Source organism: Polynucleobacter sp. AP-Kaivos-20-H2, from assembly GCF_018882215.1.
In the GTDB taxonomy this organism is placed as follows: domain Bacteria; phylum Pseudomonadota; class Gammaproteobacteria; order Burkholderiales; family Burkholderiaceae; genus Polynucleobacter.
The window spans coordinates 521,112-542,195 of the sequence record NZ_JACVOX010000002.1; the positions used below are offsets into that span (position 1 = coordinate 521,112).

Consider the following 21,084-nt stretch of genomic DNA (forward strand, 5'->3'; position numbering starts at 1 on the left):
AGCCTAAAAAGAAGATTTAAGCGTTTTTTAACAACTTTTAAGCACTCTTAACTACTCTCATCTATTTTTTCTTACTTGACAGCCATTAATGCTTCAGCAGCATTGAGCATCTGCACTGAATAACCCCATTCGTTGTCATACCAAGCTAGTACTTTGACCAACTTGCCGTCTGCAGAGACGCGAGTTTGGGAGGCGTCATAAATACTTGGGCGTGGGTCATGGTTAAAGTCGATGGATACCAATGGCAAAGTATTGAAGCCCAAAATACCTTTGAGATCACCTTCGCTAGCAGTCTTGAGAATGGCATTCACTTCGTCAACGCTGGTGGCGCGACTAGCAGCAAAAGTGAGGTCGACAACAGACACGTTAATCACTGGTACGCGCATCGCGAAACCATCAAAGCGACCTGCCAAAGCTGGCAGAACTAAACCAACCGCCTTAGCGGCACCAGTCTTCGTTGGAATCATGCTGGTAACAGCAGAACGTGCACGACGCATATCCTTGTGATACACATCTGTTAATACTTGGTCATTAGTAAATGCATGAATCGTAGTCATCAAACCAGATTCAATACCAATCTTTTCTAAGAGCGGTTTAACTAATGGAGCCAAACAGTTTGTTGTGCAACTGGCATTAGATACAACCACATCGCCTGGCTTCAATACATTCTGGTTTACGCCGTACACAATAGTTGCGTCTACATCTTTTTCGCCAGGAGCAGAAATCAATACTTTCTTCGCGCCCTGCTCAATATGAATCATGGCCTTTTCTTTTGAAGTGAACTTACCAGTACATTCCAAAACTAAATCAACGCCCAACTCACCCCATGGGGTTTCTGCGGGATTACGTGTGCAGAACATTTTGATACGGTCGCCATTGACCACCATGCAATCACCATCAACAGAAACGTCTGCTGGGAAGCGGCCGTGCGCAGAGTCATATTTTGTGAGGTGGGCATTAATTGCAATATCACCCATCGCATTAATTGCGACGATCTGGATATCACGACGCGGCTTACCGTTTACTTGATCTTCATACAAAGCACGCAATACCATGCGGCCAATACGCCCATAACCATTAATTGCGACACGAATTGTCATTTATTTCCCCTTACTAATATTGAATTTACTTTGTACCGTGAATTATTTCTTTGCGACGCATTGTTTAACTGTCTTCGCAATCTGATCAGCCGTTAGGCCAAAATATTCATACAACACTGGTGCCGGCGCTGATTCACCAAAGGTATCTACGCCATGAACTGCTGCACAACCATACTTCCACCAAAAATCGCTCACGCCCGCTTCAACTGCAATGCGCGGAATATTCGCAGACAATACTTTTGCTTTGTAGTCAGAATCTTGTTGATCAAAGACAGTGGTTGAAGGTATCGAGACCACTCGAATACCGAAGCCTTCTTTTTCTAACTGCTGCGCAGTTTGTAATGCAAGTGCAATTTCAGAACCAGTCGCAATAATGACTGCATCAATCTTGCCAGATGGATCACGCAAAACATAACCACCACGTGCGATTTCTTTAATTTGCGCAGGGGTACGAGATACAAATGGACAATTCTGACGACTAAAGATCAGGGCGCTAGGTCCATTTTTACGTTCAATAGCTGAGCCCCAAGCTACAGCAGTCTCTGTGGTGTCACAAGGACGCCAAACCATCAGGTTCGGTATGAGGCGCAAGCTAGCCACATGCTCCACAGACTGATGGGTTGGGCCATCCTCACCCAAACCGATTGAATCGTGGGTAAAGACAAAAATGCTGCGCAATTTCATCAAAGCAGCCATACGCAAAGCGTTACGACTGTAATCGGAGAAAGTTAAGAATGTGCCTCCAAATGGGATGTAACCACCATGCAAGGCAATGCCGTTCATGATGGCACTCATGCCAAATTCACGGACACCATAATTAATATGGTTACCCCATTGATCACCGCGCACAGGTTTACAGGTTGACCAATTAGTGAGGTTGGATCCTGTTAAGTCAGCAGAGCCGCCCATAAATTCTGGTAAAGCAGGTGCCAAAGCTTCGATCGCGTTCTGACTTGCTTTACGAGTCGCAATGGTTTCTGCTTTAGTTTGGCAAGTTTTTAAGTACGCATTTAATGTAGATGAAAAATCTTTGGATAGATCACCTGCCATACGACGTTGCAATTCAGCAGCAAGTTCTGGAAATTTATTTTTGTATTTCTGAAATTCTTTATTCCACTCATGTTCAGCTGCTTGACCACGCTTTTTAAAATCCCAAGCAGCATAAATATCTTTTGGAACTTCAAATGGTGCGTATGGCCAATTCAATGCAACACGAGTAGCTGCAATTTCAGTCGCGCCCAATGGCGAGCCATGCACTTTATCGCTGCCAGCCATATTTGGCGAGCCTTGACCAATCGCGGTCTTGCAGCAAATCAGGGTTGGCTTATCGCTCTTTTTAGCCTTGGCAATCGCGGCAGATACAGCTTCTGCATCATGCCCATCAACAGCACGAATCACATTCCAACCATAAGCCTCAAAACGCTTAGGGGTATCTTCGTTAAACCAAGAAACGACTTTGCCATCAATCGAGATGCCGTTGTCATCCCATAATGCAATAAGCTTATTGAGTTTGAGTGTGCCAGCCAAAGAACATACTTCATGGCTAATGCCCTCCATCAAACAGCCATCGCCTAAAAATACATAGGTGAAGTGATTAACAATATTAAAGCCAGGGCGATTAAATTCTTCTGCCAATAATTTTTCAGCAAGCGCCATTCCCACTGCATTCGAAATTCCTTGACCCAATGGACCAGTAGTTGTTTCTACGCCAGGAGTAATTCCATACTCAGGATGTCCTGGAGTTTTGCTATGCAATTGACGGAAATTTTTCAACTCTTCAATCGGCAAGTCGTAACCGGAAAGATGCAAGAGTGAATACAACAACATAGATCCGTGGCCATTAGATAAAACAAAACGATCGCGATCAATCCAATGGGGATCTGTTGGGTTATGTTTTAAATGTTCATTCCAAAGACCAACAGCAATATCTGCCATACCCATTGGCATGCCAGGGTGACCTGAATTTGCCTGCTGTACTGCATCCATGGATAAGGCGCGAATGGCATTGGCCATACGAATTTGAAGATTTGACATCGTAAAAGTGGTCTCTGGAAAATTAATTGGCTATATTTCAGTAATGCCTCAATTTTATCTTCCCGGACCATGGGAATCCCAAAAGCCAACCGCCCTCACCCCAGAGGTTGCCCACCATTTGCGCGTTAGACGCGTCCAAGTAGGGGAATTTTTCCCCGTATTTGATGGAAAGGGGCAAGTTGCCAAGGGTGAGCTCCTCTCTTTGAGTGGGAAAACGGGTCAAGTCCAGCTAACGGATATCCGCACCGACACCCATCGTGAGACCCCATATGCCATTACTTTGGCCCAGGGATTGGCTGGTGGCGACAAAATGGACTGGATTGTTGAAAAAGCGGTAGAAACTGGCGCCCAAAATATTGCCCCATTGCAATGCGAGCGCTCCATCCTCAAACTCACCCGCTCTAGCGACCAAGAACGCGGTCAAAAGCGTCTAGCTCACTGGGAAGGGATTATTCAAGCTGCATGCGAACAATGCGACCGCACCGTCTTTACCAGCCTAGAGCCCATTCAAACTTTTGAAAGTTATTTAATAGCGACTCCAAAACCCGCACTCAAACTACTACTCAGTCCTGATGCGTCGAAAAGCCTGTATTCAGTACTCTTTGAAAATGATCCACAAGATATCGTCTTAATGATCGGCCCTGAAGGCGGTCATTCGCCTGAAGAAGAGGCGCAAGCGCAAGCAGCAGGCTATCAATTGGTTTCACTGGGGGAGCGGGTACTCAGAACAGAAACAGCGGGTGTAGTGGCTATTACAGCCGTACACAGCATATGGAATCCTGAAATGCAAAATCGCCTCAAATAGAGGCGATTTATAAGGCTTGCAGGACTTTAGCGGTTAAGCAAAAGAATAGAAGACGCGGTATGGAGTGCGGCGCTCTGCCCAGAAATCAACGGCATCGCGGAAAACATCTAAAAGCGTTTCACGAGCTTCTTTGTCGAACTTCTGAGTGCAAGGCAGTCCTTCGAGCACCACTACAAATCCAGGTTGTGGACCAGACTTGTCTACGGTAGTTGTCAAAGCATCTAACAAAGGATCGTAATTTTTTGCCTGCTGCTTAGTAAATGAGTAAGCAATAGCAATAGATTCCAAAACCTCACCTTTAGTCATTGCATTTGCGCAATTGGCATAAATGAAGTGTTGACCCAATTCAGTTGCCGCTTCCTGCAAATCAGGAGTGCGGAAAGCGCGAATGGATTGAACGATATTAGGGCGCACACTGCGCAACATTGCCGGCGGTCCGGCATCGCGAACGGCCAAAGCGGCACGCCAAGAAGCTGTCACTTTTTTCCCCGAAACTTGATTTGCTGCATAGGTTTGTAAACGAGATAAACCGCCTTCGGCATAAATGTTGGCAGCGGATGATTCGGTTTCCAGTCGATCATTGCTATCCCAACTTTCAGCACGGCTATGTTCATCGAAGCTGGCTGTATTGCTGTTTTCAGAGCGATTATTCATGATGGGTGCTAGGTTACCCGTAACACGCCATCAAATCAAGCCCAAATACAGTGCATTTTATGTAAAGCACTGATTTATATAGAAATAATTTATGTAAGTTATTACTAACTTACATAAATTACCAATTCTTAAGAAATGCCTCTGGCGTTACTTGCTGCCTCTACAACCGCCAAAGTTGTCACATTCACAATACGGCGCACAGTTGCGGCCGGAGTGAGGATGTGAATTGGCTTAGCAACACCCAGCAACAACGGGCCGATTGCAATGCCATTGCCTGCTGCTGTTTTTAGCAAGTTGTAAGAAATATTTGCTGCATCAATGTTTGGCAAAACCAATAGATTGGCATCACCCTTCAGTGAAGACGAAGATACTGCACCTTCACGAATGCTTGCATCTAAAGCGCTATCGCCATGCATCTCTCCATCAACCTCTAAAGTTGGATCCGCCTTCTGAAGCAATGCCAATACTTCGCGCATTTTGACTGCGGAAGGGGCGTTGCTAGAACCAAAATTCGAATGGGACAGAAGCGCAACTTTAGGCGCTAGCCCTAGCTTTCTCATTTCGCTTGCCGCCATGAGAGTGAGGTCTGCTAACTGTTCAGCAGTAGGATCAAGATTGATATGGGTGTCCACTAAAAATACTTGGCGACCCGGAAGGATCAAACCTGACATCGCACCATATACATTTGCACCAGGCTCATGCCCAATCACTTCATCAATATATTTCAAGTGCGTAGCGATATTGCCGACCGTGCCGGAGATCATGCCATCGGCCATGCCTTTTTGAATCAACAAGCTTCCAATCAAGCTGTTGCGGCGACGCACTTCCAACTTAGCAAACGACTGAGTTACGCCCTTACGCTCTGTGAGTCCAAGGTAGGTTTGCCAGAAATCACGGAAGCGTGAATCATTCTCTGGATTCACAATTTCAAAGTCATCGCCCGCTTTCATGCGCAGGCCAAACTTCTCAATACGATGTTCGATCACCGCTGGGCGACCAATCAGAATTGGGGTTGCAAGATGCTCATCAATGATGATCTGCACTGCACGCAATACACGCTCATCTTCACCCTCAGCGAACACAATACGTTTTTGATTTGCTGGTACACGTTTAGCAATGCTAAAGAGTGGCTTCATCAAAGTACCTGAGTGGTACACGAATTGCTGCAACTGATTGCGATAGGCATCGAAATCTTTAATTGGACGTAGAGCTACACCATCATCCATCGCCGCCTTAGCAACTGCAGGAGCAATCACAGTAATGAGGCGAGGATCGAATGGCTTCGGAATTAAATACTCTGGGCCAAAGGATAAGTTATCGAGACCGTAAACAGACGCCACCACTTCGCTCTGTTCTGCTTGAGCCAATTCCGCTACAGCCTTGACCGCTGCGACTTCCATGCCACGGGTAATCGTTGTTGCACCCACATCTAATGCACCGCGGAAGATGAACGGGAAACACAAAACGTTATTCACTTGGTTCGGATAATCAGTACGACCTGTTGCCATCACTGCATCTGGACGAACCGCTTTTACTTCTTCAGGCAAGATTTCTGGGGTTGGGTTTGCCAAGGCATAAACTAATGGCTTTGGCGCCATCTTCTTCACCATGTCTTGCTTAAGCACACCGCCAGCGGAAAGACCTAAGAAAATATCTGCACCTTCAATCGCTTGATCAAGCGTGCGCAGATCCGTCTCTTGGCAGAATGGCTCCTTCTCAGGATCCATCAACTCTTTACGGCCCTTGTATGCAACTCCAGCCAAGTCAGTAACCCAAATATTTTTACGCTGAATACCTAAATCAACCAATAGGTCTAAACAGGCTAGCGCAGCAGCGCCCGCTCCTGAAGTAACTAACTTCACTTCTTCTACTTTTTTGCCAACCACCTTCAAGCCATTGAGGATGGCGGCTGCAACCACAATCGCTGTACCGTGCTGATCATCGTGGAAGACTGGAATCTTCATGCGAGCTTGCAACTTACGCTCAACGACAAAGCAATCGGGCGCTTTAATATCTTCTAAATTAATGCCGCCAAAAGTTGGCTCTAGTGCCGCAATAATTTCTACTAATTTATCGGGATCGTTTTCATTCACTTCAATATCGAAAACGTCAATGCCAGCAAACTTCTTAAAGAGAACTGCTTTACCTTCCATCACTGGCTTACTTGCCAGCGGTCCAATATTTCCCAAACCTAAAACGGCTGTACCGTTCGTAATAACGCCAACTAAATTTCCACGTGCTGTGTACTTGAATGCATTTGCAGGATCTTTCACAATCTCTTCGCAAGGGGCTGCCACACCAGGCGTATATGCGAGCGCTAAGTCTCGCTGATTGGTTAATTGTTTTGTTGGGGCAATTTCAATTTTTCCCGGAGTCGGAAACTCGTGGTACTGAAGCGCTGCCTCTCTTAAGGCTGCAATTTGTTGCTCTTTATTATTTTCTTTGCTCATCCACTAACTCGCTAAGTTCTGTCTTATCTTCGTTTATCTAAGACTTATAAGACTTCAATTCTATTCCTCTCGGACATTCACCCCATAACCACCATAAAATGGGGTATGTCTTCTCACTCTAAATCCCTTGGGGAATTTGATCTCATTGAGCGTTTTTTCAAAACGGGTGCGGATGCATTGCGCACCAATGTGGATCAAGGCATTGCCTTGGGTATTGGTGATGACTGCGCCCTGATCAAGCCACCAGCGAATGAAGAAATAGCCATTACTAGCGATATGCTGGTTGAGGGCAGGCACTTTTTTGCAGGCGCTGATCCTGCCCTATTAGCCCGCAAAGCCCTAGCAGTCAACCTTTCAGACTTAGCTGCCATGGGGGCAAGTCCGCTGGGCTTTACCTTGGCAATCGCTTTACCAAAAGTAGATGAAGTCTGGCTGGAAGCTTTCTCTAAAGGGCTTTTTGCCATTGCTAAGGAGTATTCCTGCCCCCTTATCGGCGGAGATACCACTGCAGGCCCCCTCACCATCTCTATCACCGCCTTTGGCAGCATCCCTGCCGGGAATGCTATTCGCAGATCTGAAGCAAAGATGGGTGATGACGTTTGGGTCTCGGGTACGGTTGGAGATGCCAGACTTACTCTTGCTGCACTGCGTCATGAAATAAATCTATCCAGTGAAGATTTACAAAGAATCGAAAACCGTATGCATCAACCAAAACCGCGCATTGAATTAGGCATTCAACTGAGAAATGTGGCGAGCGCAGCTTTAGATATCTCTGATGGCTTGTTAGGTGATTTACGCCACATCTTGAAGCAATCACAAGTTGATGCGCAAATTCATCTGGATCAATTACCAAAATCGAGCATCTTGAAAAAACAAGAATCTTCTATTCAAAATTTATTTGCTGCATGCGGTGGTGATGATTATGAGCTTTGCTTTACTGCACCATCAAGCCAGCAGAAAAAAATACAGGAGATTGGTAAGTCACTTAACTTGCCACTAACGCTCATTGGAAAAATACTTCCGAAAAAAGATGATCAGGCAAGGGTATATTTAATAGACGCATCAGGAGCCCTCCTGAGTGGTTTACAAGCAGCCTCTTTCCTCAACTCATTTGACCACTTCGCATGATGACTAATGTTGAGCATTCCGCAGAAGTGAAACCAAACTTCAAATGGGTTTTTAAAACCGCTAGTCGTACTATTGCCTTTGGCTTTGGAAGTGGGTTAAGCCCTATAGCTCCAGGCACTGCGGGCACCCTCTGGGCCTGGGCTGCATTTCTAATAGGCGAATACTTTTTCAGCACGGCAGACTTTCTCTGGATCATTGGTGGCGGCATGTTGCTCGGCTGCTGGATCTGCGGCCATGTCAGCGAAGATCTGGGTAAAAAAGATTTTGGCGGTATTGTTTGGGATGAAATCGTCGCGTTCTGGCTGGTGCTTATCTTCATCATGCCAGCTAATATTGGGATGCAGTTGATTGCTTTTGCGCTATTCCGATTTTTTGATGCCATCAAACCAGGCCCTATTGGCATGATTGATCGTCACTTTAAAAATACTTCGAGTGATAGCGCTCAGCGATCAAGCTTCTTGCAAATTATTTGGCGGGGATTTGGAATTGTGGTGGATGATCTTGCCGCCGCCTTTTGTACGCTGCTTGCAGTAGCCTTGATACAGTTTCTCATTAGATAATGAACTCAATTGATCTCACCAAAACCTTAGCCGAGATTTTGCTTTCCAGAAATTGGATAGTGTCGCTCGCAGAATCTTGTACTGGTGGTCTTGTATCTGCCAGCTTGACTGAACTTGCAGGCTCAAGTGAGTGGTTTGAACGTGGCTATATCACTTACAGCAATGAAGCAAAAACGGAGTGCCTGGACGTCCCAGCCCAGTTAATTGAGTCCCATGGGGCTGTCAGCGAGCCAGTGGCCAAAGCCATGGCCGAAGGTGCGCGGATCAATTCGGGAAGTGATGTGGCTATTTCTATCACTGGGATTGCCGGCCCTTCAGGCGGGACTACTGAGAAGCCCGTAGGTACAGTCTGTTTTGGCTGGGCGACTGAAAATCAAACCCTCACTAAAACCATGCATTTTGACGGTGATCGTCAAGCAGTAAGGCAGCAAGCAACCGAATTTGCACTGACTGAGTTAATCGCACTACTCAGAAGTTAAGCGCAAATCTAGGCCGCCAATTACTTCATCCATCCTTTGCTATGGAAATACCAAAGAGGGATGATTGCTGAAATTACCATTGCAACAATTGCCATTGGATAACCCCAAGTGGCATCTAGCTCAGGCATGTGCTTGTAATTCATTCCCCAAATACTGGCAAGCAAGGTTGGCGGCATTAAGGCTACGGATACCACCGAGAAGATCTTGATGATCTTGGATTGGTTCAAGTTAATGAAACCGACGGTAGCATCCATCAAGAAGTTGATCTTATCGAATAAGAAAGCAGTATGGTTTTCCAGGGAGTCAATATCGCGCAAAATTTGACGCGCTTCCTCTTGCTGCTCATCAGAGAGTAACTTGCTGCGCATGAGAAAGGATAAGGCTCTGCGGGTATCCATCACATTACGACGAATGCGTCCATTGGTATCCTCTTCCTTGGCAATAGTCTCTAAGACCTCTGCAGCATCAGCATCATTAATACTGTCAGAAAGTACTCGTTTACCAGCTTGCTCCAGGTTTTCATAAACCTCTTCCAAAGCATCGGCAGAATACTCAGCATCGGTTGAGTACAAATCTAGTAACACATCTTTTGCATTGCTCACTGAACCAGGACGCAAACGGGCACGCAAGCGAACTAAACGGAACACTGGCAAATCTTCGTCATGAATTGAGAACAATACTTGCTTGGTCAGAACAAACGCTACTCGAACGTTGCGAGAGGTTTCTTCTTCATCCAATAAGAAATCAGTACGGATGTGGAGGTGGCCATCATCTGCTTCAAAATAACGCGCAGATGCTTCTAAGTCACCCAAGTCATCTAACTCAGGCAAAAGTACGCCAAATGCCTCTTTAATCCAAATTAATTCCTCTTCTTCTGGATCAACCACATCAATCCAGATAGGATTGGCATATTGCAACAATTCATTGCGATCTTCGACTTGCTCTTGAGAGAGGCGGCCATTTTGCAGGACGAACAAGTTGATCATGGTGAACTCCTAAGGAATGTGCGCTAGTTTATCCTATAGGACATGACAGTTTCACTAAAATAAGCTAAAACCAATGAACTCTCGCTCAAATACCTTTAACCAGCAACTCCAGTCCGCATGGGCTTCCCAAGGCAGCATGCTGTGCGTTGGTTTTGACCCAGACCCAAAGCGTTTGCCCTCCTCCCTACAAGGGAATGCCGAAGGCATCTATGAGTTCTGCCGAGAAATTGCTGATGCGACCGCAGATTTGGTCTGCGCCTTCAAGCCTCAATTTGCTTACTTTGCCTCCCAAAGAGCAGAGGCTCAACTAGAAAAACTGGTCAAGCACCTCAAAGATAAATACCCACACATCCCAGTCATCCTGGATTCCAAACGAGGAGATATTGGCAGTACTGCTGACCATTACGCCTTGGAGGCCTTTGCTCGCTACGGCGCTGATGCTGTGACCGTTAATCCATACATGGGCTTTGATACGATTGAACCCTACCTAAAGTACACAGGCAAAGGAGTTATTGTCCTCTGCCGCACATCCAACCCTGGCGGGTCAGATTTGCAGTTTCTGAATGTGGGGCCCAATGGCGAGTCTCTTTATCTGCATGTGGCTAAGCTGGCTGCACAACAGTGGAATAGTTCTGATCAGATCAGCCTAGTAGTCGGCGCTACTTTCCCAGAAGAAATTGCCAAGGTACGCGCCATTGTTGGTGATATGCCCTTATTGATTCCAGGGATAGGGGCTCAAGGTGGTGATATTGATGCCACTGTCAGCGCAGGAAAAATAACCGGTAAACCAGGGACAGGGATGATCATCAATTCTTCCCGAGCGATTCTGTATGCCAGCTCAGGCGCTGATTTTGCTGAAGCAGCTAGAGTTGTTGCCATGAGTACTCGGGATGCACTTCGAGCTGCTGCAAACAAATAGTTAAGTAAAAAAATTATTTACCCGAACCGCTCTTTGGGTAAGGGGCCAAGGCAACTCTATCCATGTTTTCTAAGACAAATTCTTGGCGAGCGGAATAGTTAATACTTCCTCGACGGCAATACTGCTGCTTGTCAAAACACTTTGGCGCTGGGAGCGCTGAAGCTAGAGCGGCAGCTTGGTCCCGATTCAGGGCTGCTGGACTTGTAGCGAAATAATGCTGAGAGGCAGCACCAACTCCAAAAATGCCTTCACCACACTCTACTAAATTGAGATAAATCTCAAATAATCTCTGCTTAGAAAGTATTAATTCCAAAAGCCCGGTGATGATGAGCTCCTGGCCCTTGCGCAAATAATGTTGCTCCGAAGAGAGAAATAAATTTTTTGCTAATTGCTGAGTAATCGTAGATCCACCCCGTAACGCTATTTTGGATTTATTGCCTGCTTGGGTTTTTTGCCGATTCTGCTGTTGATTTTTCTGCCAGGCTTTTTGCATATCCTCAACTCGCACACCCTTGTGTTGAAAGAAGATATCGTCTTCACTGACTAAAACAGCGCGCTTGAGATTGTTCGAGATCTTGTCATAAGGCACCCAATGAGACTGCACCGGACAGGTCCAATGCCAAGTACATAAGCGCCAACGCTCAGACCTCTGAAACGCAGTACTACTGGGATCTAAGCTCATCCATAAAGCAATCTGCAGGGCGAAAAAGATTTGCATGGCGATAAACCCTGCAAGCAAACACTTCACTGGATATAGAAGCCAGCGCATCAGGGCAAATTAACTGCGTAACTTTGCTAAGACTGCGCGGGGGTCAATTGCACTCCCTAATTGCGCGCCCCGCCATAGCAAGAATGCATCAGCCGCTTGCTCAACCAACATTCCAAGACCATCACTCACGCGCGCACCTCGTTGTAAGGCCTGCTGCATGAAGGCAGTAGTTTTGCCGTAAACCATGTCATAGGCGAAAGAGCTGGGCACAAAAATATTAGCTACCGCTTCGGGCGTCAATGGGGACTCATCGGCTAAACCAGCAGCAGTAGCGTTAATGACCAAATCAAATGGGTGCTGAGTTTTTGCAACATCCTCCAAATCCGCCAAAGTACGCGACTCTAGCGCTACCTCCTTAGAGCCGGCTAAATCTGCAAATAGCTTAACCAACTCATCCGCCTTTTTGTTGGAACGATTGGCAATGATAAGGGACTTAGGAGATTGCTCCAGCAAAGGGCCAATCACACCACGAGCGGCCCCACCAGCACCGACCAATAAAATGCGAGCGCTATTTAGTGCGATACCTTGAGCCAGTAAATCGCGCACTAGACCAGCACCGTCGGTATTGTCACCAAAAATTTTACCTTCCGTCTTCCACAAAGTGTTGACGGCACCAGCCAATTGAGCGCGTGGTGTTAATACATCAGCCAGATTTTGAGCATCAAGCTTGAAAGGCACAGTGACATTCATGCCTTTACCACCCGCAGCAAAAAAAGATTGCGCTGCTTGAGCAAATGAGTCTATATCCGGCTGAAGACGGCCATAGTGCATTAGTTGCTTTGCTTGTTGCGCAAAGCGTTGGTGTATTGCTGGGGACTTGCTGTGAGAAATCGGATTACCCGCAACCGCATAGACATCCACGCCAGCAAAAAGGCTTGGATCGGTGTGTAGGGAGGCGGTATCAGTAGAGCTCATGATGACTACAGAATAAGCTAATTTGTAAGCTGAGTTAGTAAACTTTTTAAATAGTATTAATGGCGTAGCTCTAGACGATCCACACCATCACGCGTGAACTCAAAGGTAGAGATCCAATCTAAGACATCGATTTGATTGCGCATTTCTGAAGGAAAAGGGCCAAATGGTGCGGAGGCTCTCACAATTGCCAGCGCTTGGCGGTCTAACTCGGGATTGCCAGAACTACGTCCAATCGAGAGCCCATCCTTGCCTTGAGCATTTGTAGTAATTCTGCCTTGGTTATCAACACTGACAACAATCACTAGACTACCGTACAAAGGGCGTCCATTCGCCCTTGGGAAAAAAGCACTACCGTAAGCTTCAATCTTCTGACGCATCGCATCGTAATAATGCGCAAACGTGACTGCTTTGGTATTGGCTCCAGTCAATACCTTACGTCTAGGCTCTTTGCCATCAGCCTGTAAGCGTTTAGCTAACTCAGCCTCTAAAGAATTTAATTGGGGAGTAATTTTTTGTTCGTCGCCACTTTTTCGACCACCTGAAAGAGTGCGCTGCTCATCTAGCTTAGCGAGCATTTGCTTTTGCTGCTTTTCTAAAACCTCAAGCCTAGCTTCAGCTCCCAATCTGGCGCGGTGCATTGCTGTGGCATCTTGAGTTTCTGTTTTGCCGCCACCCTGCAAATCAGCCTGCGCCAACTTATTTGCTTTTTGAGGTGGCGTTTTATTGCTGGCGTTTACTAAAACCACGCTCAGCGGGGTATTGAGTCTGCGATTCTGGATCTCTCCCACACCCCAACGGAAAGATAAAAAGAGAATATGAATCAGTATCGAAGCGCACAAGGCAAATCGGAATGGGTAGCGATTCCAGGCGCTGCGTAAATAACGCAAAGCCTTGCCAAGCCTTTGGGGGCATGGAAACTCTAGCGATTTAATCTGGGCTAGCATCTTCTTCAGAATTTTCTGATGGCCCCTGCTCTACAGCCTTTTCAGGAGCGTCGACCTTAACTTCGATCTCCAATACACGAACTCCGGCACTTAGCTGCAGCAAATCTACATCTGCGATCACCACTTCCGCACGGGTCATGCGCGGATGGGTTGCCAATTCAGGGATAGGTAGATTTAGAGGTACTAACTCCACTCTGGACATACCCTCTTTTAAATGGTGCGCATGCACTGTTTTCGAATCACCGTCTTGAGTGATCCAACGTAAACACCAATACTTTTCCAAGCGATCCTGAAACTCGCCATAAGCTTGATAGCAAGATTCAAAGTCAGCAGCAATACCCATCAAGGTAGCGTCTCTCGGCGGGAAAGGGGCAACCATCTTGGCAGTGACACCATGCTTTGCCAGCGCAATTAATTGCCACTGATTCACCAAATCAGAATATCGACGTAAAGGAGATGTACACCAGGCGTAATAGTCCAAACCAAGACCCTCATGAGGTCCAGGAGTGGTTTGCATCCGGGTACGCAATGGACCCCAACCCTTTTGAGTTCTGAATAATCCAGGAAGACCATGATCTGCTAGAAGCTGTCCTGAGGCGCTATTACAGAAAATCATCCACTCAGCAACGATCGTATCCAAAATAGAACCGCGTTGACGTGGCATGATTTCTACGCGCTGCACCCCATCAACATCTTGAATCTGAAAATGAAAGTCTCTTGCCAGGGCATTTGGATCTATGACCCCTAACTGCTCAGCACGCAAACCATTTGATATGCGCTTCTCTTGACGCCCTGCATGCAGATGTTTAGCCGTTTGCCATAGAGTCGCCAGCTCTTTGCGATAAGGATATTTAGAACCCTCATCCAGCAGACTCTCTTCGCTTACGAGATGCTCAATATTTTCCAGGCGCAAATTGGCAGCCATCGGCACCATCTCAGCACGCATCTGCAAACTCGATCTATTGACAATACCCTCAGCATCAATATCAACATAGATTGATAGGGCTGGTCTAGGCATACCCTCATCTAATGAAAATTGCTCAATTACTGAATCGGGCAGCATTGTAATTTTGTCACCCGGAAAGTACACCGTGGACATGCGATTGCGTGCGGCTAGATCTAATGGATCATCTTTTGCAATGACCAATCCAGGAGCGGCGATGTGAATACCTACTCGATGCCCACCCTCGATTACCGTAACGGATAGAGCATCATCAATCTCTGTAGTGCCCGAATCATCAATGGAGAATGCCTGCACCTGAGCAAGCGGCAGCTCAGCAATAGCAGATGCATATGCCGCTTGATCAACTCCGATAGCAAGGTTGTGATCCGCTCCATTCGGAAAATGTGCCTTTAGGAACAAGCCCTGGTGATACGCTAAAGGTGAGTCAATTGCGCCACAGCGAATCATCAGCTGCGCCGGAGACTCCCCGGTTTCAGTGCAGGCTGCGATCAATGCCTTATAGGCAGAGGTATTTTTATCGGGCGAGAAAAGTAATTGCTTGGCTGAAGACTTCAGCACTTCAGGGAAGGTACCAGCAACCAACTCTTGCTGCCAAATGGATTGCTGTTCGAGCTCTTTTTGCTTGCGATCTAAAGCAGCCAAACCAGCCTGTAACTGCTCTAGTGGAGCTCTCTGAAACCGTCCACGCCCCTTGCGACGGAAAAATACTGGCGCACCTTGCAAGGCAATTGCCAGAGCAACTTGCTGCGGAATACTAGCTTGTGAGCCAAAGTACTCATGCGCCACATCAACCAAGCCAAACTCTTCATCAGGTGCACAGTCCCAAAGGAACTGCAAATCAATATCGGCAGTGAGTGTGCTGGCTTCATCCATAGCCTTTTGAGCTTCAGGCTTTTCAAAACGCAGCCACACTTCCTTGGATTTGAGTTTGATCTTTTTTCCAGACAGACTGGTTGCTTGCCAAGACTCTGCATCACCAACTCCTGAGGCAGACTGGACTGTGGCGATCTTAATATCGCCACCTTCTTCGTATAAAAGATTCATACTTAGAGCGAGATCCCGCCGCTGGCCTCTAATGCCACTCCATTGACATAGCTTGCCTCATCGCTCGCTAAGAATAAATACACATTTGCCATTTCTGTTGGGGTGCCTAGACGACCAAGCCAACTGCGCTTTTCAATGTCTTGCACAATATTTGCTGGCATGGCCATGACCATTTCAGTGGCGATAAAACCAGGGCACACCGCATTGACTCGAATGCCTTTAGGCCCCAATTCACGCGCCCATGTTTTTGTAAAACCAATCACACCAAATTTAGTAGCTGAGTAATTGGTTTGGCCAAAATTACCGTAGAGACCCACAACGCTTGATGCATTAACCACTGCGCCAGAGCCAGCCTCCAGCATATGCGGTACGATTAACTGAGTGCAATTGAATACGCCCTTCAGATTGACATCAATCACGGTATCGAACTGTGCTTCGGTCATCTTAATCAAGCGTGCATCTTGAGTAATGCCAGCGTTATTGATTAAGATATCAATCCGTCCGTGCTTTTGCATTACCTGGTCTACGACTGACTGAATGCTAGCGCGATCGGTGACATTCATGGCATAGCTTTCTGCATTAGGCGTTTTTTCAGCCGCGCTATTAACAGCCTCCAGGCCAATATCCGTAATGATGACTTTTGCACCTTCTTCCGCAAAACGCTGAGCAGTAGCAAAACCAATACCCTTTGCCGCGCCGGTAATGATGGCTACTTTGTCTTTTAGTCTATTGCCCATGATTTGCTTTCTATTTTTGCTTTTGTTATTAATTCTTATTTTTTTACTGCGCCGAAATGGCTTTTAATATTTTCTGATGTACGCCACCAAACCCGCCATTGCTCATTACTAAAATATGATCACCAGGCTTAGCCTCATGCGCAACTGCCTTCACTAATGCCTCAAGATCATCAAAGGCATGTGCTTTACCCTCTTCTAGCTTATTGAGTGGAGATAAGACATCTGCCAAATCCCAACCCAATGATTCCTTGCCGGCATTAGCGCCATAGGCAAACACTTTGTCAGCAGCCTCTAGACTTCCAGGAAGTTGGGCTTTCATCACACCGAGCTTCATCGTATTTGAACGTGGCTCTAGTACCGCTAAGATACGCGCCTTACCAACACGGCGACGAAGACCATCAACTGTAGTCGTGATCGCGGTTGGATGATGGGCAAAATCGTCATAGATCGTGATGTCATTTGTAACACCAATCGTTTCCAAGCGACGCTTGACATTCTTAAATTCCGCCAACGCACGTGCACCATCTGCTGGAGAGATGCCAATATGATTTGCGCAAGCAATCGCTGCAAGTGCATTGAGTTGATTGTGTCTACCCATCACACCAGAATCAGGCGCCCACTTCACAGTGGCCACTTCTTCACCTGTCTTGCGCACGATGAAGCCATCAGCCTCTTGAGCAATCAAAGACCATTCGTTTGTGAGTTCTTGCCCGAACCGCTCTACAGGCGCCCAAGCGCCACGCGTGATCACGCTCGCCAATGCAGGCTCCTCACCATTTACGACCAGTAAACCATCGCCAGGAACAGTGCGCACTAAATGATGAAATTGCGTTTCAATTGCCGCAAGATCAGCAAAAATATCGGCGTGATCAAACTCTAAGTTATTCAATAGGGCAGTACGTGGTCGATAGTGAACAAACTTACTACGCTTATCAAAGAAAGCAGTGTCATATTCATCAGCTTCAATAACAAAATATTTACTTTCACCTAAACATGCAGACACTGTGAAATTCAGAGGTATGCCACCAATGAGATAACCCGGCTTGTAACCGTTGAATTCCAAAATCCAAGTCAACATAGCTGAAGTGGTTGTCTTGCCATGCGTACCCGCTACGGCCAAAACATTTCGTCCATACAAAACTTGTTCGCCCAACCATTGCGGGCCCGAGATATAGGGTAGCCCTTGATTGAGAATTGCTTCCATCAATGGATTGCTTCGAGAAACCACATTGCCAATCACAAATAAATCGGGCATGGTCTCAAACTGAGATAATTGCTCAGGTGAGAATCCCTCAATCAGTTCGATGCCTTGAGCTTCAAGCTGCGTACTCATTGGGGGATAGACGTTGGCATCGCAACCAGTAACACGATGCCCAGCCTGCCTCGCGATTGCGGCAATGCCGCCCATGAAAGTACCGCAAATGCCCAAGATATGTATATGCATTAGCGAATTTTAGCGAAGGAGTTGCAATGAACCGTAGACAATTGATCATCATCGTCGCAATTAGTCTTTTGGCACTCCTTGGGGGCGTACTAACCTCCCAGTGGATTTATAAAACTGGTTTGGCCAGCGATCCTGCTGTGAAAGCATTTTTTGCCAATTCTTGGCAAACGCCGGATGGAAAAACAGTCAATACCCAAGATTGGCAAGGAAAAGTGCTGGTGGTGAACTTTTGGGCCTCCTGGTGCCCCCCTTGCGTTGAGGAAATGCCAGCTTTAGATAAACTTCAGCAAGAGTTTTTGCGGCAAAATGTCTTATTTGTCGGCATCGGCATTGATTCACCCTCTAATATTCGTGAATTTCTTTCAAAAACCCCAGTGAGCTATCCGATTGTGATTGGCGGTCTTGAAGGTAGCAATCTTTCTAAGCAACTAGGAAATTCCCAAGGCGCCCTTCCATACACCATCATCATCAATGCCAAGGGAAAGGCCAGCTATAGTAAATTAGGTAAGATAAGCGAAGATGACATCAGAAGTGCCATTAAATCTGCTTTATAGGAATTTTTAAGCTGTAAATGGATTTATCGAACCATTAATTTTTGCCTAAAAATTAAGCATTTATTTTGATATCCGCCCCTAAAAGCGATGAAAATTCCTATTTTTGCAGCGAGTTTTTGGTCTTTTTCTAGCTTTTAAAAGGTATACTTCCCTTCATAAGCAATCGAGCATGAAGTTATTTAGCAATTTACGCTTAACTGCCTCTAAAAACAGGGATCTATGTCGAAAAAAGCTTCAATTCTCGTAATTCAAGGCCCAAACCTAAATCTATTAGGCACCCGTGAACCCGATGTTTACGGAAAAACTACCCTAGAAGATATCCACCAAAGGCTCGGCGAACTGGCAAAAGCGCAGTCCGTTGATCTCGATACCTTTCAAAGCAATCATGAAGGTGAGTTAATTGACCGCATTCAAAAGGCTAAACAAGATGGGGTTGATTTCATCATCATCAACCCAGGCGCCTTTACCCATACAAGCGTTGCATTACGCGACGTCTTGGCCGGGGTAGCTATTCCCTTTACCGAAATCCATTTATCCAATATTCATCAGCGCGAAGAATTCCGTAAACATTCCTATTTGTCCGATATTGCGACTGGGGTGATTTGTGGTCTTGGCGCGATTGGCTATGAATTAGCCCTTCATGCAGCTATTGCTCGCTTGCAGAAATAAAACTATTTAAAGAATTAGAAGAGAGGAAGTACTCATATGGATCTGAGAAAACTAAAAACCTTGATCGACCTAGTTTCTGAATCAGGCATTTCAGAGTTAGAGATAAATGAAGGCGAAGATCGCGTTCGCATTGTTAACGCCGGATCTCCTGCACCCGCTGGACAAATGGTTTACGCCAATCCAGCACCTGCGATGCAAGCCGTACCAGCAGCTAATGCACCTGTTGCAACAGCTCCTATCGCTGAAGCTCCCGCGGCTGAAACTGGCTCTATTGCACGCTCACCAATGGTTGGTACTTTCTACCGCGCCCCAAATCCAGAGTCTCCGAACTTCGTCAACATTGGCGACACTGTCAAGGTGGGTCAAACGCTTTGCATTATTGAAGCAATGAAGTTACTCAATGAAATCGAATCTGAGCACGCTGGTGTGATCAAAGAAATTCTTTGTGAAAACGGTCAAGGTGTTGAATTTGACCAGCCGCTTTTCATCATCGCTTAATTGACTACCTTTAGTTCAATTCCAATTCACTGCTACTTAACTCAGAGCCGACATGTTCGATAAGATTCTGATTGCCAATCGGGGAGAAATTGCTCTCCGCATCCAACGCGCATGCCGCGAGTTGGGAATTAAAACTGTGGTGGTGTACTCCACAGCAGATAAAGAAGCCAAGTATGTAAGGCTTGCTGATGAAGCGGTTTGTATCGGGCCAGCGCCATCTCCGCTCAGCTATTTGAATATGCCAGCGATTATTTCTGCAGCGGAAGTTACCGACGCAGAAGCAATTCACCCTGGTTATGGCTTCCTTTCTGAAAACGCAGACTTTGCAGAGCGGGTTGAGAAATCTGGCTTTGCCTTTATTGGCCCTACAGCTGCATCCATTCGCTTGATGGGTGATAAGGTTTCCGCAAAACGCGCCATGATTAAAGCTGGCGTGCCTTGCGTACCTGGATCAGAAGGCGCACTTCCTGAAGACCCAAAAGAAATTATTGCGACAGCAAAAAAAGTTGGCTACCCGGTAATCATTAAAGCTGCTGGTGGTGGTGGTGGTCGCGGTATGCGAGTGGTTCATACTGAAGCTGCCCTGATCAACGCTGTCAATATGACTCGGGAAGAAGCTGGCCGTGCGTTTGGTAATCCAGAAGTCTATATGGAGAAGTTTTTAGAAAAACCTCGCCACGTTGAGATTCAGATTCTTGCCGATACTCATGGCAATGCGATTTGGTTGGGTGAGCGCGATTGCTCTATGCAGCGTCGCCACCAAAAAGTGATTGAAGAAGCACCGGCACCAGGCATTGATCGTCGTCTTATCGCCAAAATTGGCGAGCGTTGTGCAGAAGCCTGTCGCAAGATTGGCTATCGTGGCGCCGGTACCTTTGAGTTTCTCTACGAAGATGGCGAATTCTTCTTCATTGAGATGAATACCCGTGTTCAGGTAGAACATCCAGTGACAGAAATGATTACTGGTGTGGATATCGTTCAGGAACAAATTCGTATTGCGGCTGGCCTGAAACTCAGCTATCGCCAAAAAGACATTGTTTTCCGTGGTCATGCCATTGAGTGTCGTCTGAATGCTGAAGATCCATTCAAGTTCACCCCGAGCCCAGGCAAAATTGGTTCATTCCACATGCCTGGAGGCCCTGGCATTCGGGTTGATTCGCATGCTTACAGCGGCTACGTAGTGCCATCAAACTATGACTCCATGATTGGTAAATTGATTTCTTACGGCAATACTCGTGAGCAAGCCATTCGCCGCATGCAAATTGCGCTCTCTGAGATGGTGATTGACGGCATTACAACCAACGTTCCACTCCACCGTGAGCTCATGCTAGATCCGAACTTCATTGAAGGCGGGACCAGCATTCACTACTTAGAGCATCGCTTAGAAGAGCAAGCTGCGAGTCGCGGTAAATCCTAATGATGAAAGCGCTT

The 21,084-nt window shown here is 46.5% G+C and carries 20 protein-coding genes; 9 read left to right on the forward strand and 11 right to left on the reverse strand.

The annotated features are described in order from the left end of the window. Positions 1-71: 71 nt before the first annotated feature. Both gap and tkt read right to left on the reverse strand, forming a co-directional pair. The gene (gene gap, locus ICE89_RS07025) at positions 72-1,100 is read right to left on the reverse strand and encodes a type I glyceraldehyde-3-phosphate dehydrogenase (protein ID WP_216265384.1); all 1,029 of its coding nucleotides are present in this window, start codon (positions 1,098-1,100) and stop codon (positions 72-74) included. A gap of 42 nt (positions 1,101-1,142) precedes the next feature. Then, entirely contained in the window at positions 1,143-3,134 is a 1,992-nt protein-coding gene (gene tkt, locus ICE89_RS07030) for a transketolase (protein ID WP_216265385.1), read from the reverse strand. Between the two features lie 43 nt (positions 3,135-3,177). Here tkt and ICE89_RS07035 point away from each other — a divergent pair, with 43 nt between their 5' ends. Continuing rightward, on the forward strand, positions 3,178-3,939 hold the full coding sequence (locus ICE89_RS07035) for a 16S rRNA (uracil(1498)-N(3))-methyltransferase (RefSeq protein ID WP_216265386.1): 762 nt from the start codon (positions 3,178-3,180) through the stop codon (positions 3,937-3,939). Positions 3,940-3,972: 33 nt separating this feature from the next. Here the strand turns inward: ICE89_RS07035 and ICE89_RS07040 are convergent, their stop codons facing one another. Together ICE89_RS07040 and ICE89_RS07045 are read right to left on the reverse strand one after the other, a co-directional pair. Beyond that, positions 3,973-4,593 carry a barstar family protein gene (locus tag ICE89_RS07040; protein WP_215321414.1) on the reverse strand — a complete coding sequence of 207 codons (621 nt, stop codon included), beginning with the start codon at positions 4,591-4,593 and terminating at the stop codon, positions 3,973-3,975. A gap of 128 nt (positions 4,594-4,721) precedes the next feature. After that, positions 4,722-7,043 carry an NADP-dependent malic enzyme gene (locus tag ICE89_RS07045; protein ID WP_216265387.1) on the reverse strand — a complete coding sequence of 774 codons (2,322 nt, stop codon included), beginning with the start codon at positions 7,041-7,043 and terminating at the stop codon, positions 4,722-4,724. Between the two features lie 105 nt (positions 7,044-7,148). Between ICE89_RS07045 and thiL the strand changes: the two genes are divergently transcribed. The 3 genes from thiL to ICE89_RS07060 are packed head-to-tail and all read left to right on the forward strand — an operon-like array spanning position 7,149 to position 9,210. Continuing rightward, positions 7,149-8,171 (forward strand): thiamine-phosphate kinase, encoded by a 1,023-nt coding sequence (gene thiL / locus ICE89_RS07050; protein WP_216265388.1) that lies wholly within the window; start codon positions 7,149-7,151, stop codon positions 8,169-8,171. Then, positions 8,168-8,731, forward strand: a complete 564-nt coding sequence (locus ICE89_RS07055; protein ID WP_255558743.1) for a phosphatidylglycerophosphatase A — start codon at positions 8,168-8,170, stop codon at positions 8,729-8,731. Before thiL ends, ICE89_RS07055 begins: the two co-directional genes overlap by 4 nt. Then, positions 8,731-9,210 (forward strand): CinA family protein, encoded by a 480-nt coding sequence (locus ICE89_RS07060; protein ID WP_216265389.1) that lies wholly within the window; start codon positions 8,731-8,733, stop codon positions 9,208-9,210. The genes ICE89_RS07055 and ICE89_RS07060 overlap by 1 nt, the downstream gene beginning before the upstream one ends. A 20-nt stretch (positions 9,211-9,230) precedes the next feature. Here the strand turns inward: ICE89_RS07060 and corA are convergent, their stop codons facing one another. Then, positions 9,231-10,196, reverse strand: a complete 966-nt coding sequence (corA, locus tag ICE89_RS07065; RefSeq protein ID WP_216263406.1) for a magnesium/cobalt transporter CorA — start codon at positions 10,194-10,196, stop codon at positions 9,231-9,233. Positions 10,197-10,269: 73 nt separating this feature from the next. On the opposite strand from corA, the gene pyrF reads away from it, so the two are divergent. Then, on the forward strand, positions 10,270-11,115 hold the full coding sequence (gene pyrF, locus ICE89_RS07070; RefSeq protein WP_216265390.1) for an orotidine-5'-phosphate decarboxylase: 846 nt from the start codon (positions 10,270-10,272) through the stop codon (positions 11,113-11,115). Positions 11,116-11,128: 13 nt separating this feature from the next. Here pyrF and mtgA read toward each other — a convergent pair whose 3' ends face one another. From mtgA to mpl, 6 genes are read right to left on the reverse strand one after another with little or no spacing between them, the layout of a single operon-like run. Beyond that, on the reverse strand, positions 11,129-11,884 hold the full coding sequence (mtgA, locus tag ICE89_RS07075; RefSeq protein ID WP_216265391.1) for a monofunctional biosynthetic peptidoglycan transglycosylase: 756 nt from the start codon (positions 11,882-11,884) through the stop codon (positions 11,129-11,131). Between the two features lie 9 nt (positions 11,885-11,893). Next, on the reverse strand, positions 11,894-12,799 hold the full coding sequence (aroE, locus tag ICE89_RS07080) for a shikimate dehydrogenase (protein ID WP_216265392.1): 906 nt from the start codon (positions 12,797-12,799) through the stop codon (positions 11,894-11,896). Between the two features lie 56 nt (positions 12,800-12,855). Then, entirely contained in the window at positions 12,856-13,743 is an 888-nt protein-coding gene (locus ICE89_RS07085) for an energy transducer TonB (RefSeq protein ID WP_216265393.1), read from the reverse strand. Further along, complete coding sequence (locus ICE89_RS07090) at positions 13,727-15,751, reverse strand: ribonuclease catalytic domain-containing protein (protein ID WP_216265394.1); 2,025 nt, start codon at positions 15,749-15,751, stop codon at positions 13,727-13,729. The genes ICE89_RS07085 and ICE89_RS07090 overlap by 17 nt, the downstream gene beginning before the upstream one ends. Positions 15,752-15,753: 2 nt before the next feature. Beyond that, positions 15,754-16,488: a 3-oxoacyl-ACP reductase FabG gene (gene fabG / locus ICE89_RS07095; RefSeq protein ID WP_216265395.1), complete on the reverse strand. Its 735-nt coding sequence runs from the start codon at positions 16,486-16,488 to the stop codon at positions 15,754-15,756. A 43-nt stretch (positions 16,489-16,531) separates the two neighbouring features. Further along, the gene (mpl, locus tag ICE89_RS07100; RefSeq protein WP_216265396.1) at positions 16,532-17,932 is read right to left on the reverse strand and encodes a UDP-N-acetylmuramate:L-alanyl-gamma-D-glutamyl-meso-diaminopimelate ligase; all 1,401 of its coding nucleotides are present in this window, start codon (positions 17,930-17,932) and stop codon (positions 16,532-16,534) included. A 26-nt stretch (positions 17,933-17,958) separates the two neighbouring features. Between mpl and ICE89_RS07105 the strand changes: the two genes are divergently transcribed. The 4 genes from ICE89_RS07105 (at position 17,959) to accC (ending at position 21,070) form a co-directional block, all read left to right on the forward strand. After that, entirely contained in the window at positions 17,959-18,486 is a 528-nt protein-coding gene (locus ICE89_RS07105; RefSeq protein ID WP_216263398.1) for a TlpA disulfide reductase family protein, read from the forward strand. A gap of 219 nt (positions 18,487-18,705) precedes the next feature. Continuing rightward, on the forward strand, positions 18,706-19,155 hold the full coding sequence (aroQ, locus tag ICE89_RS07110; protein ID WP_216265397.1) for a type II 3-dehydroquinate dehydratase: 450 nt from the start codon (positions 18,706-18,708) through the stop codon (positions 19,153-19,155). 36 nt (positions 19,156-19,191) lie between these two features. Continuing rightward, entirely contained in the window at positions 19,192-19,653 is a 462-nt protein-coding gene (gene accB / locus ICE89_RS07115) for an acetyl-CoA carboxylase biotin carboxyl carrier protein (RefSeq protein WP_216265398.1), read from the forward strand. A 52-nt stretch (positions 19,654-19,705) separates the two neighbouring features. Continuing rightward, positions 19,706-21,070, forward strand: a complete 1,365-nt coding sequence (gene accC / locus ICE89_RS07120) for an acetyl-CoA carboxylase biotin carboxylase subunit (RefSeq protein ID WP_216265399.1) — start codon at positions 19,706-19,708, stop codon at positions 21,068-21,070. Positions 21,071-21,084 lie beyond the last annotated feature (14 nt).

Excerpts from the sequence above, each read along its gene's own strand:
- gap (WP_216265384.1), bottom strand. The coding sequence starts at position 1,100 with ATGACAATTCGTGTCGCAATTAATGGTTATGGGCGTATTGGCCGCATG.
- tkt (WP_216265385.1), bottom strand. The coding sequence starts at position 3,134 with ATGTCAAATCTTCAAATTCGTATGGCCAATGCCATTCGCGCCTTATCC.
- ICE89_RS07035 (WP_216265386.1), top strand. The coding sequence starts at position 3,178 with ATGCCTCAATTTTATCTTCCCGGACCATGGGAATCCCAAAAGCCAACC.
- ICE89_RS07040 (WP_215321414.1), bottom strand. The coding sequence starts at position 4,593 with ATGAATAATCGCTCTGAAAACAGCAATACAGCCAGCTTCGATGAACAT.
- ICE89_RS07045 (WP_216265387.1), bottom strand. The coding sequence starts at position 7,043 with ATGAGCAAAGAAAATAATAAAGAGCAACAAATTGCAGCCTTAAGAGAG.
- thiL (WP_216265388.1), top strand. The coding sequence starts at position 7,149 with ATGTCTTCTCACTCTAAATCCCTTGGGGAATTTGATCTCATTGAGCGT.
- ICE89_RS07055 (WP_255558743.1), top strand. The coding sequence starts at position 8,168 with ATGATGACTAATGTTGAGCATTCCGCAGAAGTGAAACCAAACTTCAAA.
- ICE89_RS07060 (WP_216265389.1), top strand. The coding sequence starts at position 8,731 with ATGAACTCAATTGATCTCACCAAAACCTTAGCCGAGATTTTGCTTTCC.
- corA (WP_216263406.1), bottom strand. The coding sequence starts at position 10,196 with ATGATCAACTTGTTCGTCCTGCAAAATGGCCGCCTCTCTCAAGAGCAA.
- pyrF (WP_216265390.1), top strand. The coding sequence starts at position 10,270 with ATGAACTCTCGCTCAAATACCTTTAACCAGCAACTCCAGTCCGCATGG.
- mtgA (WP_216265391.1), bottom strand. The coding sequence starts at position 11,884 with ATGCGCTGGCTTCTATATCCAGTGAAGTGTTTGCTTGCAGGGTTTATC.
- aroE (WP_216265392.1), bottom strand. The coding sequence starts at position 12,799 with ATGAGCTCTACTGATACCGCCTCCCTACACACCGATCCAAGCCTTTTT.
- ICE89_RS07085 (WP_216265393.1), bottom strand. The coding sequence starts at position 13,743 with ATGCTAGCCCAGATTAAATCGCTAGAGTTTCCATGCCCCCAAAGGCTT.
- ICE89_RS07090 (WP_216265394.1), bottom strand. The coding sequence starts at position 15,751 with ATGAATCTTTTATACGAAGAAGGTGGCGATATTAAGATCGCCACAGTC.
- fabG (WP_216265395.1), bottom strand. The coding sequence starts at position 16,488 with ATGGGCAATAGACTAAAAGACAAAGTAGCCATCATTACCGGCGCGGCA.
- mpl (WP_216265396.1), bottom strand. The coding sequence starts at position 17,932 with ATGCATATACATATCTTGGGCATTTGCGGTACTTTCATGGGCGGCATT.
- ICE89_RS07105 (WP_216263398.1), top strand. The coding sequence starts at position 17,959 with ATGAACCGTAGACAATTGATCATCATCGTCGCAATTAGTCTTTTGGCA.
- aroQ (WP_216265397.1), top strand. The coding sequence starts at position 18,706 with ATGTCGAAAAAAGCTTCAATTCTCGTAATTCAAGGCCCAAACCTAAAT.
- accB (WP_216265398.1), top strand. The coding sequence starts at position 19,192 with ATGGATCTGAGAAAACTAAAAACCTTGATCGACCTAGTTTCTGAATCA.
- accC (WP_216265399.1), top strand. The coding sequence starts at position 19,706 with ATGTTCGATAAGATTCTGATTGCCAATCGGGGAGAAATTGCTCTCCGC.